The sequence below is a fragment of the Pseudomonas sp. LAIL14HWK12:I10 genome (assembly GCF_900184205.1).
In the GTDB taxonomy this organism is placed as follows: domain Bacteria; phylum Pseudomonadota; class Gammaproteobacteria; order Pseudomonadales; family Pseudomonadaceae; genus Aquipseudomonas; species Aquipseudomonas kermanshahensis.
On the sequence record NZ_FXWU01000006.1, the window covers coordinates 58579 to 78903 of the forward strand.

The 20325-nt window shown below is 62.3% G+C and carries 17 protein-coding genes and 3 pseudogenes; 13 read left to right on the top strand and 7 right to left on the bottom strand.

Annotated features, from left to right (window positions below):
• Window positions 1–39: 39 nt before the first annotated feature.
• Window positions 40–684 (bottom strand): glutathione S-transferase family protein, encoded by a 645-nt coding sequence (locus QOS90_RS14930; protein WP_085273329.1) that lies wholly within the window; start codon window positions 682–684, stop codon window positions 40–42.
• A 190-nt stretch (window positions 685–874) separates the two neighbouring features.
• Between QOS90_RS14930 and QOS90_RS14935 the strand changes: the two genes are divergently transcribed.
• From QOS90_RS14935 to QOS90_RS14955, 5 genes are all read left to right on the top strand, one after another.
• A complete protein-coding gene (locus QOS90_RS14935; RefSeq protein WP_085273328.1) occupies window positions 875–2194 on the top strand; it encodes an NAD(P)/FAD-dependent oxidoreductase in 1320 nt (439 codons plus the stop codon).
• 12 nt (window positions 2195–2206) lie between these two features.
• Window positions 2207–2977 carry an NAD(P)-binding domain-containing protein gene (locus QOS90_RS14940; protein ID WP_085273327.1) on the top strand — a complete coding sequence of 257 codons (771 nt, stop codon included), beginning with the start codon at window positions 2207–2209 and terminating at the stop codon, window positions 2975–2977.
• Between the two features lie 213 nt (window positions 2978–3190).
• On the top strand, window positions 3191–4570 hold the full coding sequence (locus QOS90_RS14945; RefSeq protein WP_027593696.1) for an MFS transporter: 1380 nt from the start codon (window positions 3191–3193) through the stop codon (window positions 4568–4570).
• A gap of 12 nt (window positions 4571–4582) precedes the next feature.
• Window positions 4583–4933: a cupin domain-containing protein gene (locus tag QOS90_RS14950; RefSeq protein ID WP_085273326.1), complete on the top strand. Its 351-nt coding sequence runs from the start codon at window positions 4583–4585 to the stop codon at window positions 4931–4933.
• An 11-nt stretch (window positions 4934–4944) separates the two neighbouring features.
• A complete protein-coding gene (locus QOS90_RS14955) occupies window positions 4945–5283 on the top strand; it encodes a RidA family protein (RefSeq protein WP_027593698.1) in 339 nt (112 codons plus the stop codon).
• Between the two features lie 72 nt (window positions 5284–5355).
• On the opposite strand, the gene QOS90_RS14960 is transcribed toward QOS90_RS14955, so the two are convergent.
• The 4 genes from QOS90_RS14960 to QOS90_RS14975 all read right to left on the bottom strand — a co-directional run bounded on the left by QOS90_RS14960 (window position 5356) and on the right by QOS90_RS14975 (window position 9088).
• Entirely contained in the window at window positions 5356–6417 is a 1062-nt protein-coding gene (locus tag QOS90_RS14960; RefSeq protein ID WP_085273325.1) for a GlxA family transcriptional regulator, read from the bottom strand.
• 114 nt (window positions 6418–6531) lie between these two features.
• The gene (locus tag QOS90_RS27510; protein ID WP_085273324.1) at window positions 6532–7776 is read right to left on the bottom strand and encodes an RHS repeat domain-containing protein; all 1245 of its coding nucleotides are present in this window, start codon (window positions 7774–7776) and stop codon (window positions 6532–6534) included.
• A gap of 107 nt (window positions 7777–7883) precedes the next feature.
• Window positions 7884–8489 carry an RHS repeat protein gene (locus QOS90_RS14970; RefSeq protein WP_085273323.1) on the bottom strand — a complete coding sequence of 202 codons (606 nt, stop codon included), beginning with the start codon at window positions 8487–8489 and terminating at the stop codon, window positions 7884–7886.
• A gap of 80 nt (window positions 8490–8569) precedes the next feature.
• Entirely contained in the window at window positions 8570–9088 is a 519-nt protein-coding gene (locus tag QOS90_RS14975; RefSeq protein ID WP_143491070.1) for a toxin TcdB middle/C-terminal domain-containing protein, read from the bottom strand.
• Between QOS90_RS14975 and QOS90_RS14980 the strand changes: the two genes are divergently transcribed.
• Both QOS90_RS14980 and QOS90_RS27640 read left to right on the top strand, forming a co-directional pair.
• Window positions 9083–9712, top strand: coding sequence for a hypothetical protein (locus tag QOS90_RS14980; protein ID WP_256577407.1), 630 nt, complete (start codon window positions 9083–9085; stop codon window positions 9710–9712). The two genes, QOS90_RS14975 and QOS90_RS14980, sit on opposite strands and share 6 nt — an antisense overlap.
• A 49-nt stretch (window positions 9713–9761) precedes the next feature.
• Window positions 9762–10526: pseudogene (locus QOS90_RS27640) on the top strand (toxin TcdB middle/N-terminal domain-containing protein); the annotation flags it as partial.
• A 222-nt stretch (window positions 10527–10748) separates the two neighbouring features.
• On the opposite strand, the pseudogene QOS90_RS27645 reads toward QOS90_RS27640, so the two are convergent.
• Window positions 10749–11009 (bottom strand): annotated as a pseudogene (locus QOS90_RS27645) (neuraminidase-like domain-containing protein); the annotation flags it as partial.
• Between the two features lie 1312 nt (window positions 11010–12321).
• A pseudogene (locus QOS90_RS27650) lies at window positions 12322–12951 on the bottom strand (Tc toxin subunit A); the annotation flags it as partial.
• Window positions 12952–13263: 312 nt separating this feature from the next.
• Here QOS90_RS27650 and QOS90_RS14990 point away from each other — a divergent pair.
• The 6 genes from QOS90_RS14990 (at window position 13264) to glcE (ending at window position 20323) form a co-directional block, all read left to right on the top strand.
• Window positions 13264–14655, top strand: a complete 1392-nt coding sequence (locus tag QOS90_RS14990; protein ID WP_027593701.1) for an NAD(P)/FAD-dependent oxidoreductase — start codon at window positions 13264–13266, stop codon at window positions 14653–14655.
• A gap of 11 nt (window positions 14656–14666) precedes the next feature.
• Window positions 14667–15635 (top strand): NAD(P)-dependent oxidoreductase, encoded by a 969-nt coding sequence (locus QOS90_RS14995; protein ID WP_027593702.1) that lies wholly within the window; start codon window positions 14667–14669, stop codon window positions 15633–15635.
• Window positions 15632–17080 (top strand): aldehyde dehydrogenase family protein, encoded by a 1449-nt coding sequence (locus QOS90_RS15000; RefSeq protein ID WP_027593703.1) that lies wholly within the window; start codon window positions 15632–15634, stop codon window positions 17078–17080. Before QOS90_RS14995 ends, QOS90_RS15000 begins: the two co-directional genes overlap by 4 nt.
• 241 nt (window positions 17081–17321) lie before the next feature.
• Window positions 17322–17639 carry a DUF2388 domain-containing protein gene (locus tag QOS90_RS15005; protein ID WP_027593704.1) on the top strand — a complete coding sequence of 106 codons (318 nt, stop codon included), beginning with the start codon at window positions 17322–17324 and terminating at the stop codon, window positions 17637–17639.
• Window positions 17640–17771: 132 nt separating this feature from the next.
• A complete protein-coding gene (glcD, locus tag QOS90_RS15010) occupies window positions 17772–19271 on the top strand; it encodes a glycolate oxidase subunit GlcD (protein WP_027593705.1) in 1500 nt (499 codons plus the stop codon).
• Window positions 19271–20323: a glycolate oxidase subunit GlcE gene (gene glcE / locus QOS90_RS15015; protein WP_027593706.1), complete on the top strand. Its 1053-nt coding sequence runs from the start codon at window positions 19271–19273 to the stop codon at window positions 20321–20323. The genes glcD and glcE overlap by 1 nt, the downstream gene beginning before the upstream one ends.
• The last annotated feature ends 2 nt before the right edge of the window (window positions 20324–20325 follow it).

Below are 20325 nucleotides of genomic sequence, written 5' to 3' on the forward strand. Positions count from 1 at the left end.
TCCTGAGCGTAGTCACGCGCTAGCGCTTGTCACGACCAGTCATCCGAATGGCGCTTGAACAGGCGCTGTCCGCGGCATCAGGTCATAGGGGTGCTTCCAGCCTGGCGTGCTCTTGATCCGCGCTTTCCAGGCCTCGATATGAACGAATTCGTCCAGCGCGATACCCGTGTCTTCAGGCATGAACACATACCCCGCCAACGACAGGTCGGCGATGGTCAAGCGCCCGCCGACCATGAACGGCGTCTTCGCCAAATGTGCATCAACGATGCGATAGGCCGCCGTGGCGCGATCACGCAAAAACTTGGTCACATCGGTTTCGCCCATCTGTTTCAGGCAATAGATAAACCGCAGCGCCGCGTAGTAGCTGGTGAACTTGTGGTTGTCGAACAGCATCCAGCGCCAGATCTCGCGCTTTTCGTCCTCATCGCGTGGGCCAAACTGGCCGGTTTGCTCAGCGAGGTATTCCAGGATCAAGGCCGATTGGGTGAACGACTTGCCCGCGTGTTCGAGCACCGGCACCTCGCCCTGCTCGTTCACTTCATCGCGCCAGGCCTGCTCGCGGGTTTGGCCGTTGAAAAAGTCGACGAACACCGGCTGCCAAGGCTGGCCGGTGAGTTCGAGCATGAGGGCGGCTTTGTAGGCATTGCCGGATTCGGCGAAGCAGTGGAGCGTGTATTCGGACATGGCAGACCTTCAGTTTCCTTTGAATGATCGTTAAGTGCCGGGGCTTTTGCTCGGGCCAGTCACCGGCAAACCGAGCAAATCACGCAGGGCTTGTCGCGGTCAATTCAAAACCTCCCACGACCCGTCATTCCCGTTATATGCCCCCCGCCCGGGCCATGCGACAGTGAAGAAAACAACACGGATAAAACCCATGTACAGAAACACCTCTACCCCCGCGGACGACAACGGTTGCGGCTGGTTCCACCTCAGCTCCATGCGCCAGCCACGTGCCGCGCACCGGGGGCGGAGCGAAGCGCGCTGGGTGGTACTCGGTGCTGGCTTCACCGGCCTTGCCGCCGCGCGGCAGCTGGCGCTGCATCACCCGGATGACGAGGTGATCCTGCTCGAAGCCCAGGAAGTCGGCTTTGGCGCCTCGGGGCGCAACTCGGGCTTTGCCATCGACCTGCCCCATGACATCGGCGCACCGGACTACATCGGTGAACTGGCCACGGCGCGGATGAACCTCAAGCTCAACCTGCGCGCGCAGTCGATACTGCACACGCTGATCCAGCAGCATGGCATCGACTGCCAGATCCGCCCGGACGGCAAGTACCAGGCGGCGGTCGAAGACAAGGGGTTGGCGGTGCTCGAAGCGTACCGCAGCGGCCTGGAGAAACTCGGCCAGCCTTACCAGATGATCGATGCCCGTGACCTGCCCGAGCACTTCGGCACCGCGTTCTACCGCAAAGCGTTGTACACCCCAGGCACCCAATTACTGCAGCCGGCCGCCTTGGCCAAAGGCCTGGCAGACAGCCTGCCCAGCAACGTGACGCTGTACGAACACACCACCATCACCCGCATCGAACAGGGCACGCGCATCACCCTCACGCATGCCCATGGCGAGATCGTTGCCGAGCAGTTGCTGCTAACCAACAACGCCTTCGCCTCGTACTTCGGCTTCCTGCCGGGGCGGCTGCTGCCGATTTTCACCTACGCCAGCATGACCCGGCCCCTGAGCGAAGACGAACAAGCACGCCTGGGTGGCAAGGCGACCTGGGGCATCATCCCCGCCGACCCGTTTGGCAGCACCCTGCGACGCACCCCGGACCAGCGCCTGCTGGTGCGCAACAGCTTCAGTTTCAACGCCGATGGGCGCGCCAACCAGCGCCACCTGCAACGCGCCGGGCGACAGCACCGGGCGTCGTTCGAGCGGCGGTTCCCGATGCTCGCGGGTACGCCGTTCGAATTCACCTGGGGCGGTTCGATGTGCCTGTCGCGCAACCACCAATCGCACTTCGGCACGCTGGCACCCAATGTCCATGCGGCGCTGTGCTGCAACGGCCTGGGAATTACACGGGGCACTGCCACCGGGACCCTGTTGGCCGACTGGCTGAGTGGCGAGCGTGACGAGCTGATCGACTTCCTGCTGGGCTCGGCCGGGCCCAACCGCAACCCGCCGGAGCCGCTGCTGGGCCTGGGCGTCAACCTGAACCTGCACTGGGGCCAGCGCCGCGCCGGCCTGGAAAGCTGACAAGGAGGCATCATGCATAGCCTGGGCATCCTCGGGGTCGGCGAGCTGACCGAAAAAGTCGTTATCGGCCTGCGCCGCGGTGGTTTCGACGGCGCGATCCTGCTGTCGCCACGCAACGCCCAACGCGCCGAAACACTGGCCCACACACACGGTTGTCAGGTACTGCCGAGCAATCAGGCGGTAGTCGATCAGGCCGAGGTGCTGATGCTGGGCGTGCGCCCGGAATCACTGGCACACCTGGCCGGCGAGGTACGCCTGCACCCCGGGCAACGCCTGCTGTCGTTGGCAGCAGGTGTGAACCTGCAACAGCTGCAAGCCGCCTTCCCCGCCGCTCACTGCGTGCGCGTGATGCTGTCTTATGCCGCGCAACACAACCAGTCCACAGTAGTGGTCTACCCCCCGGATCCCCCCGCTGAGCGATGCCTGGCCGGGCTGGGCAACCTGGTGGTATTGCAGGATGAAGCGGCGTTCGAGCTGGCCACGGTGGCCGCGTGCATGAATGGCTGGTTCTACTTCCTTTTGCACGACCTGCAGCAGTGGCTGACCGACAAAGGCCTGCCCGCAACCGACGCACGCGCTTTGGTACTGGGCAACCTGCACGACTGTGTGAGCAGTGCCCAGCGCCAACCCGAACACACGCTCAAGGCCCTGGGGCAAGCGATTGCCACGCCGGGCACCTTTACCGCCGATGGGCTGGCCGTGTTGATGCATCAACCGGTAAGTGCCAGCTGGGGCGCGGCCTGCGAAGTGGTGCTGGATGCGCTGTTGACTCGGTCGCGGTAGGCGCAGCCTTGCGCTGCGAAGAGGCCGGTGACAACGCCGTAAATCTTGGCTGATGTCGCCGGCCTCTTCGCAGCAAAAGGCTGCTCCTACAGTGCCATTCACACTTCGCAATGCCATCCCACGACCCGTCCGAACCGTTATAGGGAACCCCTGCAACCCGGTGCCATAGTGCCGCCACGCAAGTGCGTCAAATAACAACAAGAGGTAAGTCCAATGTCTGTCCCCAAACGCTCCGTCGAAGATGCGCCACTCAATGCGTTCCACCGCAAACTGACGGTCTATTCCGCCGGTGGCCCGTTCCTCGACGGCTATGTGCTGAGCATCATCGGCGTGGCCATGCTGCAGATCACCCAGGCCCTGCAACTGTCGGCCTTCTGGGAGGGGCTGATTGCAGCTTCGGCGCTGATCGGGGTGTTCCTCGGCGGCTTCCTGGGTGGCTGGTTCACCGACAAATACGGGCGCAAGGTGCTGTACTTGGTCGACCTCATCGCCATTGTCGGTTTTTCGGTGGCGCAGTTCTGGGTCGAGTCGGCCTGGGCATTGTTCGCCTGGCGGTTGTTGATCGGTATCGCGGTCGGCGCCGACTACCCGATCGCTACCTCGCTGCTGGCCGAGTTCCTGCCACGCAAGCAACGCGGGCCGCTGCTGGCGGCAATGGTACTGATGTGGTTCGCCGGGGCCGCCGTGGCCTATGTGGTCGGTGAACTGTTGCTGCGCGTCGGCGGCGATGACGGCTGGCGCTGGGTATTGGCCAGTGCGTTGGTCCCGGGTGCGTTGTTCCTGATTGCCCGTAGCGGTACGCCAGAATCGCCACGTTGGCTGCTGAGCAAGGGCCGCACTGCCGAGGCGGATGCCGTGATCAAACGCGTCTATGGCCCGGATTACTCCATCGCCGACCTGCCCGAACACGTCAGCGGCAAACCGGTGTCGGTGTGGTCGCTGTTCCACTCCGGCTACGGCAAACGCATGGCCTTCGTCACCCTGTTCTGGACCTGCGCCATCGTCCCGCTGTTCGCCATTTACGCGTTCGCCCCAAAGGTGCTGCAGGCGCTGAAGCTCACCGGCGACTGGGCCGCCTACGGCTCGATCGCCATCACCCTGCTGTTCACCCTCGGCTGCCTGCTGGCAACCAAGCTGATCAATCGCCTGGGGCGGCGCAAGATGCTGATCCACAGCTTCCTCTGGTCGGGCATGTCGCTGGTGTTGCTGGGCGTGTTCCCCGACGCATCGCCCACCACCGTGCTGGTGCTGTTTGGCGCCTACGCAGTGTTGATTGGCGGCGCCCAAGTGCTGGAGTACGTCTACCCCAACGAGTTGTTCCCCACCGAGATCCGCGCGTCTGCCGTTGGCCTGGCCACTTCGCTGTCGCGTATCGGCGCGGCCGTGGGCACCTACCTGGTGCCTATTTCCCTGGCCACCTATGGCATTGCCAATACCATGTTCGCCGCCGCGTTGATCTCACTGTTCGGTGCACTGATCTCGTGGTGGCTGGCCCCAGAGACCAGCAAGCTCGACCTGCAGCAAGCCGCCGCGTTGGGCGGGGCCGCCCCTGCACCGTCACCGTCCTACAAAACCGTTGCCCGAAAAGCCTGAAGGAGCCACATCATGAGCCAAGTACTTACCGTTGTCCGCAATGCCGCTGCCTCGCCGCTGGGTGTGCCAGCCCCTGCCCGTCTGCCGATCGGCGAACCGATCGCCCACGCCGCCAGTGCCCAGGACCAGACCGATGAAGCGGTGGACGCCAGCATCGGCGTCTGGGAAAGCAGCCCCGGGGTATTCCGCCGCTTCCTGAAAAACCGCGAATTCAGCCATATCGTCAGCGGCAGCTGCACCTTTACCCCCGACGGTGGCGAGCCGGTCGAGCTGCGGGCGGGCGATGCGGTGCTGTTCCCGGAGAACTGCGAAGGCGTGTGGGAGATCCGCGAGACCCTGCGCAAGACCTACGTACTGTTCTGAGGAGCGCGCGGATGATCGAACGTATCAACCCCGGCAAACGGGCCAGCCAGATGGTTCTGGTGGATGGCCGCCTGGAAACCTCCGGGATCGTCGCCCTTGCGCCGGGCGATATCGCTGCGCAGACGCGGTGCGTGCTGGCGCAGCTGGAGCAGTGGCTGGCACAGGTTGGCGCAGGTAAGGGCAACCTCACCCGCGTGCAGATCTGGCTGGCTGACATGGGGGAGTTTGCGGCGATGAATGAGGTGTATGACGCCTGGGTCGGGCAGCAACCACCGGTGCGGGCGTGTGTAGGGGCTGCGCTGGCGGCGCCTGAGTATCGGATCGAAATTCAGGCATTTGGTCAGCTTTGATAGCGCCGGGGCCGCTTTGCGGCCCATTCGCAGGCAAGCCAGCGCCTACACGGGTAGGAGATGGCTACACAGCTACAGCTCCGGGTCCAAGCCTACTTTGTCCCCATGCCAGTCAAACCGCTCCACTTCATGCCGCCGTTTGCGAAAGCTGTAAGGCGTCTCGCCGTACTGCTTGCGGAACCACAAGATGAAGTGCGATGCATCGGAAAAGCCACACGCCAAGGCAATGGTGGTGATGTTCTGGCTGGTATTCACCAGCAAGCGCCGGGCATGGTCCAGGCGCAGCTTGCGCCAGTAGTTGGCCGGTGGCTCTTGTGTGTTGGCAACGAACTCGCGGTGCAACTGCCGCGGGTGCGTGCCCACTGCCTCGGCCACCGCCTTGAGGGTCATCGAGGCATCCAGGTTGGCGCGCATGAAGGCAATGGCCCGCTGCACACGGTCGTTCTGGTAAACGCTTTCGCTGGCGGCCTTGTCCTCTTGCGCGTCGGCACGCTCGTCCACCAGCAGGTACTCCAAGCCCTTCTGCGCACGCACCGCTCCGCAGTGCCGGCGAATCAGGTTGGCCGCCAGGTCGATGGCCGTGCCGCCCGGGCAGGTGATAATGCCGCGGTCATCCACATAGCTCTTGTCGATCACGGCGGTGGACAGCGGGAAACGCTCCTTGAACTCATCGCGCAAGGTGAAATGCAACGCGCAACGCCGGCCATCGAGCAGGCCGGCCTTACCCAGCACGAACGAACCTGAACACAGGGCGATGATCGGGATATTGGCGGCGTACACCTCACGCAGCGCATCGAGTAGCCAGTCTGGGGGGTTACGCGTTTCGCCCAGCAGCCCGCCCGCCAGCACAATGTAGTCGTACTGGGCAAACAGGTTGAGCGGTTTGGTCGGCGAAATGGGCATGCCGCAACTGGCGGTGATCGGCTGGTCGTCCAGGGTCATCCAGTCCCATTGGCAATACACTTGCTGGCTGCGGAACGACTTGTCGGCAGCGAAGCGCAACGAGTCGACCAGGCCGGCGACCGGGACCAGGGTGAACTGGTTGAGGAGCACGAAGCCAACCCGCAGTTCAGGTTTTATCTGCGAGGCGGCTTCGGGGGGCTGTGTTTGTTGTTGATCTTGTAGGGCGACCATGGACGCTGCTCACATGACATCCGAAGTGGGTATCATTCTAGGCGTCTTTAGGCGTCCGTCCTATCATATTTAGTGCTGAAAATAGAAGATTTCCGACACGAAATGGCTCCTCCACTACCGTTTACGCGACTGCGCCAAGGCTAAGGCCTCTTTCTCTCTGAAACTTACGCCCTGCGCCTTAGTATTGGCACCCAACACACTGCCGTCATCTTTGAGCTGAACCGCGAGGATCTGATTTTTCCCTTTGAATTTAAACTCATAGATCGGTCGGCCGGCTCTACCTGTCTGGGCACCTTGGATGCCGACCATCTTGCCGTCGATCAAGGCCGTCATCACCGCACTGATGATGCCTGGTCCTTTTTCAATTCCTGCGGCTTCGAATTCGGCTCTGTGTCTGGAGGTGATATGGCTTAATCCCTCATCCTTATTACCCTGATCCAAGAAAACAACCTGTCGTTGGCCAGTATCAGGGTTTATCCTTTGGCCTATTGCCTTAACGCTGCTCATATTCGCTTGTCTATTCAAAGGGAGCTCCCGCGCCAGACGTTCAAATAGTGGTTTGCCGGGAATAGCGAACTCACTCTTGAAATTGACTTCCTTTCCCGTACTCTCCTTCTTTTTTTCCGCCTTTCTTTCCTGTCTGCCCTGACGAGTAGGTACGGTTTCCCATTCCTCTTCGACCGGACTATCTGCAGCAGGTAGTTCTGGGCGGGAAGATAAGGCCACCGCACCAGCACCGTCACGGCTCCCCTCTGCCGAAGATGTGGTTGGCGCGACAGGCGCAGGATCAGCGTCACCCCTTCGGCTGACAACCCGCGTGTCTTTTGCTCCTGAACTGTTTCTGTCGTCATTTTTCTTAGGCATCAACCCCAACTCATCAACCAAAGTCATCGGGTTGTTACGCACCATCGCGTACAAATTCAAGCCATCCACAGTGCCTGCAGGGTCCGCGCTCAACCACCGCCCCAGCCAAGGCTGGTAATAGCGATACCCGTAGTAATACAGCCCTGTCGCATCACGCTCCTTGCCCGAATAACGAACGAACTTGTAGCGCCCCTGCACTTCGCTGCAAGCGGCCCATACCGCAGTGCCGCCGTACGGGTAGTACTCCTCTTGGCTGATCACCGCACCACTGCCATCGACCTCCAGGCAACCGCTGCCCAGCTGGTCGGCGTAGCTGTAACGCAATTGCGCGTCGGCAAGTTCTGGCGGCTTACCTGCAGCCCAGTGCAAGGCCCGCACCTGGGCGTGCCCAGCTTCGCCCACCAGCACCACCTGCAACTGCTCGATCAGCGTGCCGCCCTGGGTTGTACTGCGCAGCTCAAGGCCTGGCAGGTACTGCACACGTTGCGTGCGCATGCAGGTTCAGGTAATCCTGAGGGTAGAAGGTGTCTTCCCTTACGATCTGTGTGTAGCCCAAAACCGCAGGTGTAAGTCTTTCTGGAGGGGTTCCCTCCGTGCTCTCATTAAAGAGCAGAGTCATGCGAGTCGCCGGTCAAGCCAACGCCATGGGTCTGCAGCAAACCGGCGGTGTGGTAGTGCCGGCTTGCCTGGCCCGCCAAATTGTGGGCTTTTTCTGCGGCGCTGTTGCCGGCATAAATCAGCCGCTCCAGCCGACACGCCACGTGGCCATTGGCCTGTTCGCTGATGCCCAGCAGGCGCCCTGGCAGGTTGGCGTTCTCGTAATGCCAGGTGCGGGTGACCGCTTCACTGCGCAGGTGCTCGCCGTGTTCATCGAGCGCGATCCGCGATACGGCCAGCAACGGGCGCCCTGCTGCGTCGCTCAGGTTGATCGACACGCCGGCGTCGGCGCTTTGGATGCACACCGGGGTGCCGGCCAGGTCGGTCAGCCAGGCAAAGTTACCCCGGCCGCTGGCGTGCAGGCGCGGGTCGCTGCTGTGGGTCATGAAACCCTTGGCGTCATGCTGCTGACGCGTAATCCGAGGTTGCGTCAGGGTCGGCGTGTCTGGGTGGCGGTGGTAGTGGATAGTCCGGGCCACCAGGCCGCGGTTGTCCACGACCGTGACGGTAGGGGTATTGCGATGGACAGCGTTGTCCGAAAGGGCAGGCATCGCGTGCCTCCTGTTCTTGAATTCTGCATGGGGTTGAGTGGATGGCGCGCGCCAGGTAGCGCGCGCCATCAAGGTCGCGCTCAGGCCGTGTCGTTCTCGTCCTGCGCTACCGTGAACCAGGGGTAGTACTCGGTACGCCGCTCCCAGCCCGCGGCGGTGAGGACGCGGTAAACGCGCCCCATGGCGTCATACAGCTGGGTATCGGCATACAGCCCGGGGTGGCCGCTGTCATCGCTTACAGGGCGCCAGTCATCGAGGTAGTACGGCAACCAGGTGCGCACAGGCTGGCCTTTGTTGTCGTAGCCCGACAGCGTGGCAGCATCCAGGCCCTCCAACGGGCCATCGGGTACCAGCAGATGCTCCACGCTGAAGCCGCCCTGCGGCATCGCGTGCGCTGGCAGCGCCAGCACATCGGTACGGGTCGCTTCGATGAGCCCGGACACGTAATCATGGCCGTCCTCCAGGTTGCGTACCCGATGGCGCGCGTGCTCAAGCCAGGCCATGTCCTGCTGAGGGTCGCGGGCATCGTCCAGCAACCCGGCTGGCAGCGAGGCTGGGTAAGGCGATGGGGAGACTGCAGCGCGGCGCGGGTAATGCACCTGCACCTGCTTGGCAGCGTTCCTGCTGAGGAAGTGTTGTGCCGCATCTACAGCGTCGATGGCACGCGCTTTAAAACCGTAACGGCCAACCAGGAGTACGATCTGTCACAAGGGCCGGCGCAGGTACAGTTGAACACCACTGCACCCATGGGCGACATCAGCGAGTGGGATGGGGGTAGCGAAGCCCTGCACCGCATCGAGTTCCAGTTCGGCAACGGCAATACCCGCAACTACACCGTCAAGGTTTACAAAGATGCCGATGTACTCAAGACCGCCATCATCGGTGCCACTGATCAAGGCGCTCAGTATCTGGCGCACAGAGGGCAGGTAACCCGCCTCAACACCCTGTTCGCCCGGGAGCTGACGGTAAAGGCGGTGTCGGGGATCGACTCTATCTTGAACTACGACACCCAGCACATGCCCGAGCCGAAACTTGGCGTCGTCGTGCGTCTGACGCTTCCGGTGTACAACGCTTCCTATCACGGCGAACCCTGTGCAGATGCCGGGTTTTGCCATCGAACATTTCAACGCCTCGCGGGTATTGCTTGGCGATACCGACGGCAGTGGTACTACCGATATCCTTTATGTAGACGCGGACCGCATCCGGGTATTCGTCAGCCATAACGGCAATCGCTTCGTCGAAAGCCATTGCGTGCCGGCGCCAGAGGGGGTCGTGCTCGATGCCAGCTGTAAGCTGCAACTGGTCGATTTGCGCGGGCAGGGTTGTGCAGAGCTGGTGCTGACTGTGCCGCACCTCTCTCCCCTTAGCTGGGCGTACCGTTTCAATGACCGACGCCCCTGGTTGCTGGCTGAGGTGTGCAGCAACACCGGTGGCCGTACGCTGTTCGATTACCGCAGTTCGGCGCAGAGCTGGCTGGATGAAAAGCGTGCCCTGCAAGGGGACGGCAAGGCGGCGATCAGTCGCTTGCCGTTCCCGGTTCACACCTTGGCCCAGGTGACCCTTGTGGACGACATCAGTGGCCTGCGTACCGTCAGTGGCATGCGCTATCAGAGCCCTGTCTGGGACCCTGTCGAGCGGGAGTTTCGCGGTTTCAGGCAACTGATTCAGACCGACACCCTGAGCGACGCCCAGGGCACGGCCGCCGAGCGTTCGCCGCCGGCGCAAATACGCCATTGGTTCCTCAGTGGCATCGAAGACCTGGATAGCATCGCGCCACAGGGCTTTGATGGGCAGCGCAGCGCAGAGGAGGACTTTCCCTTGCAACCGGTGCGCTTCACTCGCCTTGAAGGTGACTGCGATGTGCCTTACTCGCCGCAAGGTGCAGCCCGGCGTTGGCTGCTTTGTGCCTTGAAAGGGGCGCAAGTGCGCAGTGAAACCTACGGCCTTGACGGCACTGAACACGCTGGGGTGCCGTACAGCATCACCCGTCAGCGCTGGCAAGTGCGGGTTTACGAGACCGCGCACGCCGACCGGCCTGCGGCCTTGGTAACGGCAATAGAGAGCCTGGCCTTCGCGGCTGTCATGATAGCCACTGATAGTCTCCAGGTTGGCCACTTCCTCGAACGCACTCAGGTAGCCCTGGAAGGCATCGCCCACGGTATCGTCATTGATCTGCGCCTGCCCCAGCGTTTGCAGCATGTCGTCCATTGCCGGGGTTTGCCCCAGGCGCACTGTCGGGTCGATGTAGTTTTCTGGGTAGTACATCAGCATTTGCCCTGCTGCCCAGTTGGCATAGCTGGCGTTCCAACGCGTCCAGTCCTTGAAGAACTGGCGACCCAGCACAGCATGGCGCACGTTGGCCGGGTCCTCTGGGGTCGACAGGGTGCAGTGGATGAACTGCTGCAGGGCCGACATCGCTTCGGCGATACGGCTGCTTATCACCTGTTCGGCGTTCAGGACGTCGATCAACAGGTGCTTGTTCAGCCCTTCGACAGTGAAGTGCTCTTTCGCGCCCAGCACGCCCGTCAGCGCGGGTCATCAGTTGCAGATCGTGAACGGTCCAGCCACGGGCAGCCATCCAGTCGGTGGTACTGCGCACCTCCTGCAACAACAGCTGCCATCCGCTGTTGTCCAGCGAATGCATCGGATGCGGCGCGCCCATCATCTGCAGCAGTTGGCGCAGCTCAGTAAGCGTCAGACCGTGATGCCGAGCCCACAGGCTCAAGGTGTACAGCGCGGACAAATGGGACATGATGACATTCATGCCGACGTCGGCATCCGCAAGGCCACTGATAAGCCGGCCCAGCTCGAGCAGCCCTTCGTCATCGGTTTGGCAGGCACGCTTGAGGGTTGCCTTGATGTCGGCATGCTCGCTGGCATGGTCCGGGTGCAGGCGCAGCCGCGTATTGTCCCTGATCAAACCGCCTGCAACCAGTGGCGGGTCATTGAACAGGCGGTCGAACTGGCTTTTTTCAATGCCGTCGGACGCTTCGGAGATAAACCCCCTGGCCATGAGCAGCGCGTCCTGGTGATCGATGCCGTAACGCTTTACTGAATGGGCGGTGCGGAAAACAACGGCCAGCGTCTGGTCGGTGATCTGGCTTGGGTCGACACTGTTTATGATGTCTTGCAGTGCCCGTGGGGACAGCTGGGTCACTTTGTACAGGCGCACGATCTTGTTCAACTGAAGCAGGTACGCTGCGATCGACAACCGCGTGCAGGTAACAGTTAACGTGCTTTCACGGCTCTCATGGTCAGCGCTAGCGGACCGCGTCCATTTAGCGGTGAGCGCGGCCTCGGCCGGCACGTCGGCCCATTCGAAACTGTGCCGATACTCTTCATCGGGCAAGAACAAGTCGTATCCAAAATCTGAAGCTCTCAGTTCAAGCGCAAAAGGACCGCTGAGTTCAAATTTAACAACGCGATTGATCTGAAACTTGAACGCCAACTGCCAGGTGCCGTTATGCAATGGATACAATCGAACATAACGCATATTGGGAGGCGTATCACTCAGCGTCAACTGGATAATTTCGTCATCGGCACGTGCAGTTAGCGTGCGCCCAATGTATTCAGCTTTATCCATTTCCCCCATGAAGCCTTGCAGCTCAGCGTCTGTCAGGCCAAACCAACTGCGCAAGCGCGCGGGCTGCATCATGGAGGTTGGCGTCATGCCAGGGAAGTACTTGATAAACTGCGCCTCAGCATTCTCCTCGTTGATGTCGTCCGTCAATAAACAGCGCAACGCGGGCGAGATATCGTAGTGAAGGCACGCCAGTGCAGCGTCATTCAGATGTTTGGCGAAACGGGGGGCCGCCAGCAAGTGCGACAAATCCGCATCGTTCTGGACGAACACCTGACGCAGGCGGTTGTAATGATGATGATATGGCGTAGTGCTGGTACCGACATCAGCCGACAGGGCTTCAAGGAGCTGGTCATTATTCAACGCCGGGCTGCCCTCCTGGGTAAGCGCCGCAATCGCCCGGCTCAGCAAGATCTCATTGGACAGGCTGAGGGCACTGATCGGCGTGTCCAGATTGTTCTGGCTGAGTACCAATTGCCGCAGGTCGGGGCGGCGTTCGTCGATATGCCAGGGGTTTTTCGCGGGATACAACTCCTTCGCCTGTTTATACAGCTCTGCCAGGTAAGCCGCCGGCGAAAACATCGAGGCCACATCCCCAGGGGCACAGTATCGTCCTGGGCGCTCGATCGGCCCATCGTTAACGTCCTGGAGACGCTTCGGCACAAGCGGAGAATGACGGATGATAATACTTTTCTCATCGAGCAGGGTTTGGTTGCGTGCCCGGCGTACTTGTTCGTGCAACTGGCGAGCTTCGCCAATATCAACCATATCGCCCAATTGCTCACACAGTTCTTCAAAGGACAGATCATCCATACCCGCCAGCGAATCGACTTTAAGCTGGCTCATGAGAGACTTACTTTGTTCAGAAAAATCTTGAATCATTAGATAACCTTGCCGCAATAACCACTAGACAAGCCCACCCCAAGGTGAGCAACTTTTAAACTTGGCGAGCCAATTCAAACGCGGCAACACTAATGGATCACTCCTAAAAAAAGACCTCTCAGAACTGCTAGCTAGTAACTGTAACCCTCCAAAACATGCCGTCCGTTTTATTCCCTCATGATGTAAGCGTTTTCAGAGCGCCCCCTCCAGGCACGCGCCCACGTCCTATCAATTGTCATGACTGTAATATCGCGCCCCGACCGCACTGAGCATCATGTGTACACAAGACAAACATGCTCAGAGGCACCCCTCATGTACCGTGGATTCTGGTATGCCCAGGCGCTGGACCTGGACAGCGACCTCGCCCCTGCCCTGCAGGACTCGATTCAAGCCGACGTGTGCATTGTCGGCGGTGGCTTCCTTGGCCTGTGGTCGGCCATTCGCCTGAAGCAGGCCCACCCGGAAAAAACCATCGTCATCGTCGAACGCGACCGTTGTGGCTCGGGCGCCAGCGGGCGCAACGGTGGCGTTGCCACCAACTGGTGGGGCAAGTACCTGTCGGTGCGGACCATTTGCGGCGACGTCGAGGCGCGGCGCATCTGCGAGGCGGCAGAGTCGGCCATCGATGAGATCGGCAGCTTCTGCCAGGAACACGGCATCGACGCGCAGTACCGCAAGGATGGCTGGTTGTGGACGGCCACCAACCAACGCCAGATGAACTCCTGGCGGGTGCTGACCGATGGCCTGCAAAAGCTAGACGTCAACCCGTTCCAAGAGCTTGACCGCCAGACCATTCGCGGGCGCGTCGGCTCACCGCTGGTACTGGGTGGCATCTATGACCCCAACGCCGCCACCGTGCAGCCCGCCATGCTCGCGCGGGGCCTGCGCCGGGTGGCGCTGAAGCTTGGTGTGCAGATCTTCGAGAAATCGCCATTCACCCACCTGCAACGTGGCGCCAACCCGGTGGTGCACACCGCCAAGGGCCATGTGAAGGCCAAGCACGTGGTGCTGGCACTCAACGCTTGGGGCGCGCAGTTCCCGGAGTTGCGCCGGATGATCGCGATCATGTCCAGCGACATGGTGGCGACAGCACCCGTCAAGGCCAAGCTCGATGCCATCGGTTTCAGCCGCGGCGAATGCATGACCGACTCGCGCACCGTGCTCAACTACTGGCGCAACACCCCTGATGGCCGCGTAGTCTTCGGCAAGCCGCTGGGCCAGTTCGCTTATGCCGGACGCATCGGCAACCTCTACGAGAAGCCTTCCCCTGCTGCCGACAAGGTGGCTGCCGAGCTGCGCCGGCTGTACCCGCAACTTGCCGATGTACCGGTGGTCAGCAGCTGGACCGGCCCCATCGACCGGGCCATGAAAGGCTTGCCGAACTTCGGCTACCTCGATCACCACCAGAACATCAGTTACGGCATCGGCTTCTCTGGCAATGGCGTGGCCACCACCGTGTTTGCCAGCCGCATCATCAAGTCGCTGGTCGAGCATGCCAATGACGAATGGGCCAACTGCGGCCTGGTCAACCAGAAGATGAAGATGCTGCCGCCAGAGCCGTTCCGCTTCTTTGGCGCGCACATGGTGCGTGATGCCCTGGTCCGCAAGGAGTCCCTCGAAGACCATGATCAGGACGCCGGCTTCCTCACCCGCCGTCTGGTGGCCATGGCCCCAGCCGGCTACGTGCCGGCCCAGAAAAAATAAGGAAACGGACCGTGAGCGAACATATCGTACTGCTCGACGACGAGGGCCTGGCGCCCTCCACCCGCCTCAAGCGCCCGGCCTGCGAGCACACCTGGCAGCAGTTTGCCTACACCCACCCCGAGCAGGTGCTCGAGCACCTCAAGGACGCAACCATCGCCTTTACCTGCAGCGTGCCGCTGCGTGAGGAACACCTGCGCCAGTTGCCGAAACTGAAGATGATTTCGCTGGCCCTCACCGGCCGCGATATCGTCGATGTCGATTACTGCGATGCCCATGGCATCGAAGTGGCCAGTGTGCCGGGCTATGCCGCCAATACCGTGGCCGAGCACAGCCTGGCGATGATCCTCGAACTGTTCCGCCGCCCGGCCGCGTTCACGCGTTTGATGCGCCAGGTGCATGCGGGCGAGAAGCCGCAGCAGAACATCTACTTCAACCACCGCATCCGTGACGTGCGCGACAAGCAATTGGCAATCATCGGCAGCGGCCCGATCGCCTTGCGCTTGGCGCACCTGGCGCGGGCCTTCGGCATGCAGGTGCTGTTCGAAGACCGTGGCGGCAAGCGCCAGGGGCCGGACTGCCGACCGCTGGCCGAACTGCTGCGCAGTTGCGACGTGCTGTCGATAAACTGCCCGCTGACGCCCGACACCTACAACCTCATCGATGCCGAACAACTGGCCCTGATGAAGCCGGACGCCCTGGTGGTCAACACCGGCCGTGGCGGCGTGGTCAACGAAGCTGCGCTGATCCAGGCGCTTCGGGACGGCCGACTGGGCGGTGTGGCGCTGGATGTGGTCGAGCATGAGCCGCTGCACCCGAGCAACCCGCTGTTCCAGCTGATCGAGCGTGATGATTTCCTGCTCAACCCGCACATCGCCTGGAGCAGTGAAGATGCCATGCAGCAATTGATGGACAGCGCCGTGGACAACATCAGCGACTTCGTCGCCCGCCAAGCCAACGTAAAAAGGAGCCGAACCGCATGACCCTGGTCACCAAGAGCAGCTATGTGGATGGCGCCTTCGTCGCCCCAGGCGGCAGCGATGTGCTGGAAAACCGCAACCCGTCCAACCCGAGCGAAGTGATCGAGCGCTTCGCCCGCGCCGATCAGGCACTGACCGAACAGGCCCTGCTTGCTGCCCGCCGCGCCGCGCCCGCTTGGGCGCGCAGCAACCCGCAGCAACGCGCCGATGCGCTGGACTTCATCGGCAGCGAGATTCTCGCACGCCGAGAAGAGCTGGCCACACTGCTGGCCCGCGAAGAAGGCAAGGTGGTGCGTGAGGCACTGGGCGAAGTCGACCGTGCCGGCCGCTCGTTCAAGTTCTACGCCCAGGAAGCCCTGCGCGCCGAAGGCGAAAAATACCCGTCGGTACGCCAGGACGTAGGCATCGACGTGTTCACTCAGCCGCTGGGCGTGGTCGCCATCATCGCGCCGTGGAACTTCCCGATCGCCATCCCGGCCTGGAAGATTGCCCCAGCCCTGTGTTTCGGCAACTGTGTAGTGTTCAAGCCGGCCGAATTGGTGCCCTCCTCGGCCTGGGCGCTGGCCGAAATCATCTCGCGGGCCGGTTTGCCCGCCGGTGTGTTCAACCTGCTAATCGGGCCGGGGCGCAGCGTCGGTGACACCCTGATCCGCTCGCCGCTGGTGGATGGCATCAGCTTCACCGGCTCCGAGCACACCGGCCGGCAGATCGCCAGGCTGGCGGCCGATGGCATGAAGAAAGTGCAACTGGAGATGGGGGGCAAAAACCCATTGATCGTGCTGGACGATGCGAACCTGGAGCAGGCCGTGGACGTGGCATTGAACGGCTCGTTCTACAGCACCGGCCAACGCTGCACGGCTAGCTCCCGGGTGATTGTCACCGCGGGTATTCATGACGCGTTCGTGGCGCGCCTGGCCGAGCGTACCCGGGCGCTGAAGGTGGGCGATGCATTGCAGCCCACCACCGACATAGGCCCCGTGGTCGATAGCCGGCAGTTGGAGCAGAACCTGTCGTACGTGGCCTCAGGCCTTGAGCAAGGCGCGAAGCTGGTGTGCGGCGGGGAGCGCATCGACAACAAGGACGGGGCATACCTGTTTACACCCGCGCTGTTCACCGACGTGACGCCGCAGATGCGCATCTACCGCGAAGAAATCTTCGGCCCGGTGCTGAGTGTGCTGAAGGTGCGTGACTACGACGAGGCGTTTGCGGCTGCCGAGGACACCGTGTTTGGTTTGTCGGCCGGGATCGTCACCACGTCGCTGCGCCATGCCGAGCATTTCAAGCGCAACAGTTCGGCGGGCATGGTCATGATCAACCTGCCCACGGCAGGGGTGGATTACCACGTGCCATTTGGTGGCAATGGTGCATCGAGCCTGGGCTCACGAGAGCAAGGCACTCACGCACGGCAGTTCTTCACCCGGGTAAAAACCACGTATCAGTTGGCCTGATCTTACGCACTGTGTAGGAGCAGCCTTGTGCTGCGAAGAGGCCGGTGAATGCAACACAAAAGTTGGTGTGGCATCACCGGCCTCTTCGCAGCACAGGGCTGCTCCTACACAGGACGCAAGACCGTGCATGACCCGCACGTGCGGCAGTCCCCAGGCAAGGATTGAACTACTCGCACACCCAAGCGCTCTTACTCAGTGAGTGGTTTATTTCCTTGGGCTTGACGCTACTGGAGAACACACTATGCGCCACCTATTCCTCGCCCCCGCGCTGCTGCTCCTGCTGCCTGCCGGTGCTGCCCTGGCCCGCGTCGATGCGGGCGACGTGGCCACCTCGGCCGGTGTTTCCGCTTCGCTGTATTCGACCTTCAAGGACGATAAACGGATTATCCCGGCCCGTGACGAGCTGTCTGCCTTCGTCGCCAGCGGCGGTGCTATCCGTGGTGCCTACGTGGAATCGGCGCTGGAACAGGCACGCAAGGACCACCCCGGCCTGCAGGCCAATGACGAAGAACTGGCCCGGGCCATTCTCTCCCAGGACGATCCTGTAGCACATCATTGAAACCTTGCACTCAGCACACCCACGCCTGCTTCTCTTCGCAGATTTAGCAGGCGTGGGTGTGCTGCGGGCACACGCAGGCTGAAGGGGTGATACGCTTCCAACGACAATAACAATTGCCGCCGAGTGAGCCCCATGAACATCCTCTACGACGAGCGGGTCGATGGAGCGCTGCCTGACGTGGACCTGCCCGCCCTGCTCAAGGCCCTGCGCGATGCGCTGCCGGACCTGACGATTCTTCATCGCGCAGAAGACCTCAAACCCTACGAGTGTGACGGCCTCTCCGCCTACCGGACGGTGCCACTGCTGGTGGTGCTGCCCGAACGCCTGGAACAGGTTCAGACCTTATTACAGCTCTGCCACCAACGCGGCGTACCGGTGGTGGCGCGCGGGGCCGGCACCGGGCTTTCCGGGGGTGCCCTGCCATTGGCCAAAGGCATCCTGCTGGTAATGGCGCGCTTCAACCGCATTCTCGAGATAAACCCCGAGGGGCGCTTCGCCCGTGTTCAGCCCGGGGTACGCAACCTGGCGATCTCCCAGGCTGCCGCGCCCTATGGCCTGTACTACGCCCCCGACCCGTCTTCGCAAATCGCCTGCTCCATCGGCGGCAACGTGGCCGAAAATGCCGGGGGCGTGCATTGCCTCAAGTACGGTTTGACCGTGCACAACCTGCTCAAGGTGGAGATTCTCACAGTCGAGGGTGAACGCCTGACACTGGGCAGCGACGCCCTCGACAGCCCCGGTTTCGACCTGCTGGCACTGTTCACCGGCTCTGAAGGCATGCTCGGCATCGTCACCGAAGTGACCGTCAAGTTGCTGCCCAAGCCCCAGGTGGCGCGGGTGTTGCTCGCCAGCTTCGACTGCGTCGAGGACGCCGGCAGGGCAGTGGCCGAGATCATCGGCGCCGGGATCATCCCCGGCGGGCTGGAGATGATGGACAACCTGGCGATTCGCGCTGCCGAGGACTTCATCCACGCAGGCTACCCCGTGGATGCCGCGGCGATCCTGCTGTGCGAACTCGATGGTGTCGAAGCCGATGTGCATGACGACTGCGAGCGGGTCGCGGCCGTGCTGACCCAAGCCGGCGCACGCGAGGTGCGGCTGGCCTGCGACGAGGCAGAACGCGCGCGTTTCTGGGCCGGGCGCAAGAATGCCTTCCCGGCGGTGGGGCGCATTTCACCCGACTACTATTGCATGGATGGCACCATCCCACGCCGCGAGTTGCCGCGCGTACTCAAGGGCATCAGCGCACTGTCCGAACAGTACGGCTTGCGCGTGGCCAATGTGTTCCATGCCGGCGACGGCAACATGCACCCGCTGATCCTGTTCGATGCCAACCTGCCCGGCGAACTGGAACGTGCCGAAGCCATTGGCGGCAAGATCCTCGAACTGTGCGTGGCGGTAGGCGGCAGCATTACCGGCGAGCACGGCGTCGGGCGGGAGAAGATCAACCAGATGTGCGCGCAGTTCAACAGCGACGAAATCACCCTGTTCCACGCCGTGAAGGCCGCCTTCGACCCACAAGGGTTGCTCAACCCTGGCAAGAACATCCCCACCCTGCACCGCTGCGCCGAATTCGGCGCGATGCACGTGCACCACGGGCAGTTGCCCTTCCCCGACCTGGAGCGTTTCTGATGGGCAAGGACCGCGACATCAGCCAGGCCCTGCTGGAGCAGGTCAACCAGGCCCTGAACCTGGGCACACCGCTGCGAATCCAGGGCGGCAACAGCAAGGCCATGCTCGGCTGCCCGGTCGCCGGGGAAGTCATCGATACCCGCGGCCATCGCGGTATCGTCAGCTACGACCCCACCGAACTGGTGCTGACCGCACGCGCCGGCACGCCGCTGCAGGAAGTCGAGGCAGCGCTGCACGAGGCTGGCCAGATGCTGCCTTGCGAGCCCCCGCACCTCGGCCCCGAAGCGACCCTCGGCGGTGTCGTTGCGGCGGGGTTGTCTGGGCCACGCCGGCCCTGGGCCGGGGCGGTGCGCGATCATGTGCTCGGCACCCGGGTGATCACTGGCCACGGCAAACTGCTGCGTTTTGGGGGTGAAGTCATGAAGAACGTCGCCGGGTATGACGTCTCGCGGCTAATGGTCGGCAGTTTCGGTTGCCTTGGCCTGCTGACCGAGGTGTCGCTGAAAGTACTGCCGCGCCCGCGCCAATGCCTGAGCCTATGCCTGCCGATGGACCGTCACCAGGCGCTGGCGGCGCTTACCGCCTGGGGCCAGCAGCCGCTGCCGATCAGCGCTGCCTGCCATGACGGCGAGGCGCTGTACCTGCGTCTGGAAGGGGGTGAAGGCTCGGTGCAGTCGGCACGCCAACGCCTGGGAGGTGACGTGCTCGACAGCTGTTTCTGGAACGACCTGCGCGAACAGCGCCTGGCTTTTTTTGACGACCCGGCACCGCTGTGGCGGCTGTCCGTGCCCAACGCCACCGGGGAACTGAACCTGCCCGGGCGCCAACTGATCGACTGGGGCGGCGCGCAGCGCTGGCTGAAGTCGAGCGCGCCAGTGGAGTCGATTCGCGCAGCGGTTGCCAACGTCGGCGGCCATGCCACTTGCTACGCACCTGGCGAGCAGAGCAGCGCACCATTGCCCGCCGCCCTGCTGCGCTACCACAAAGCCCTCAAGCAGCAGCTCGACCCCCAGGGCATCTTCAACCCTGGCCGCCTGTACCCAGACCTATGAGG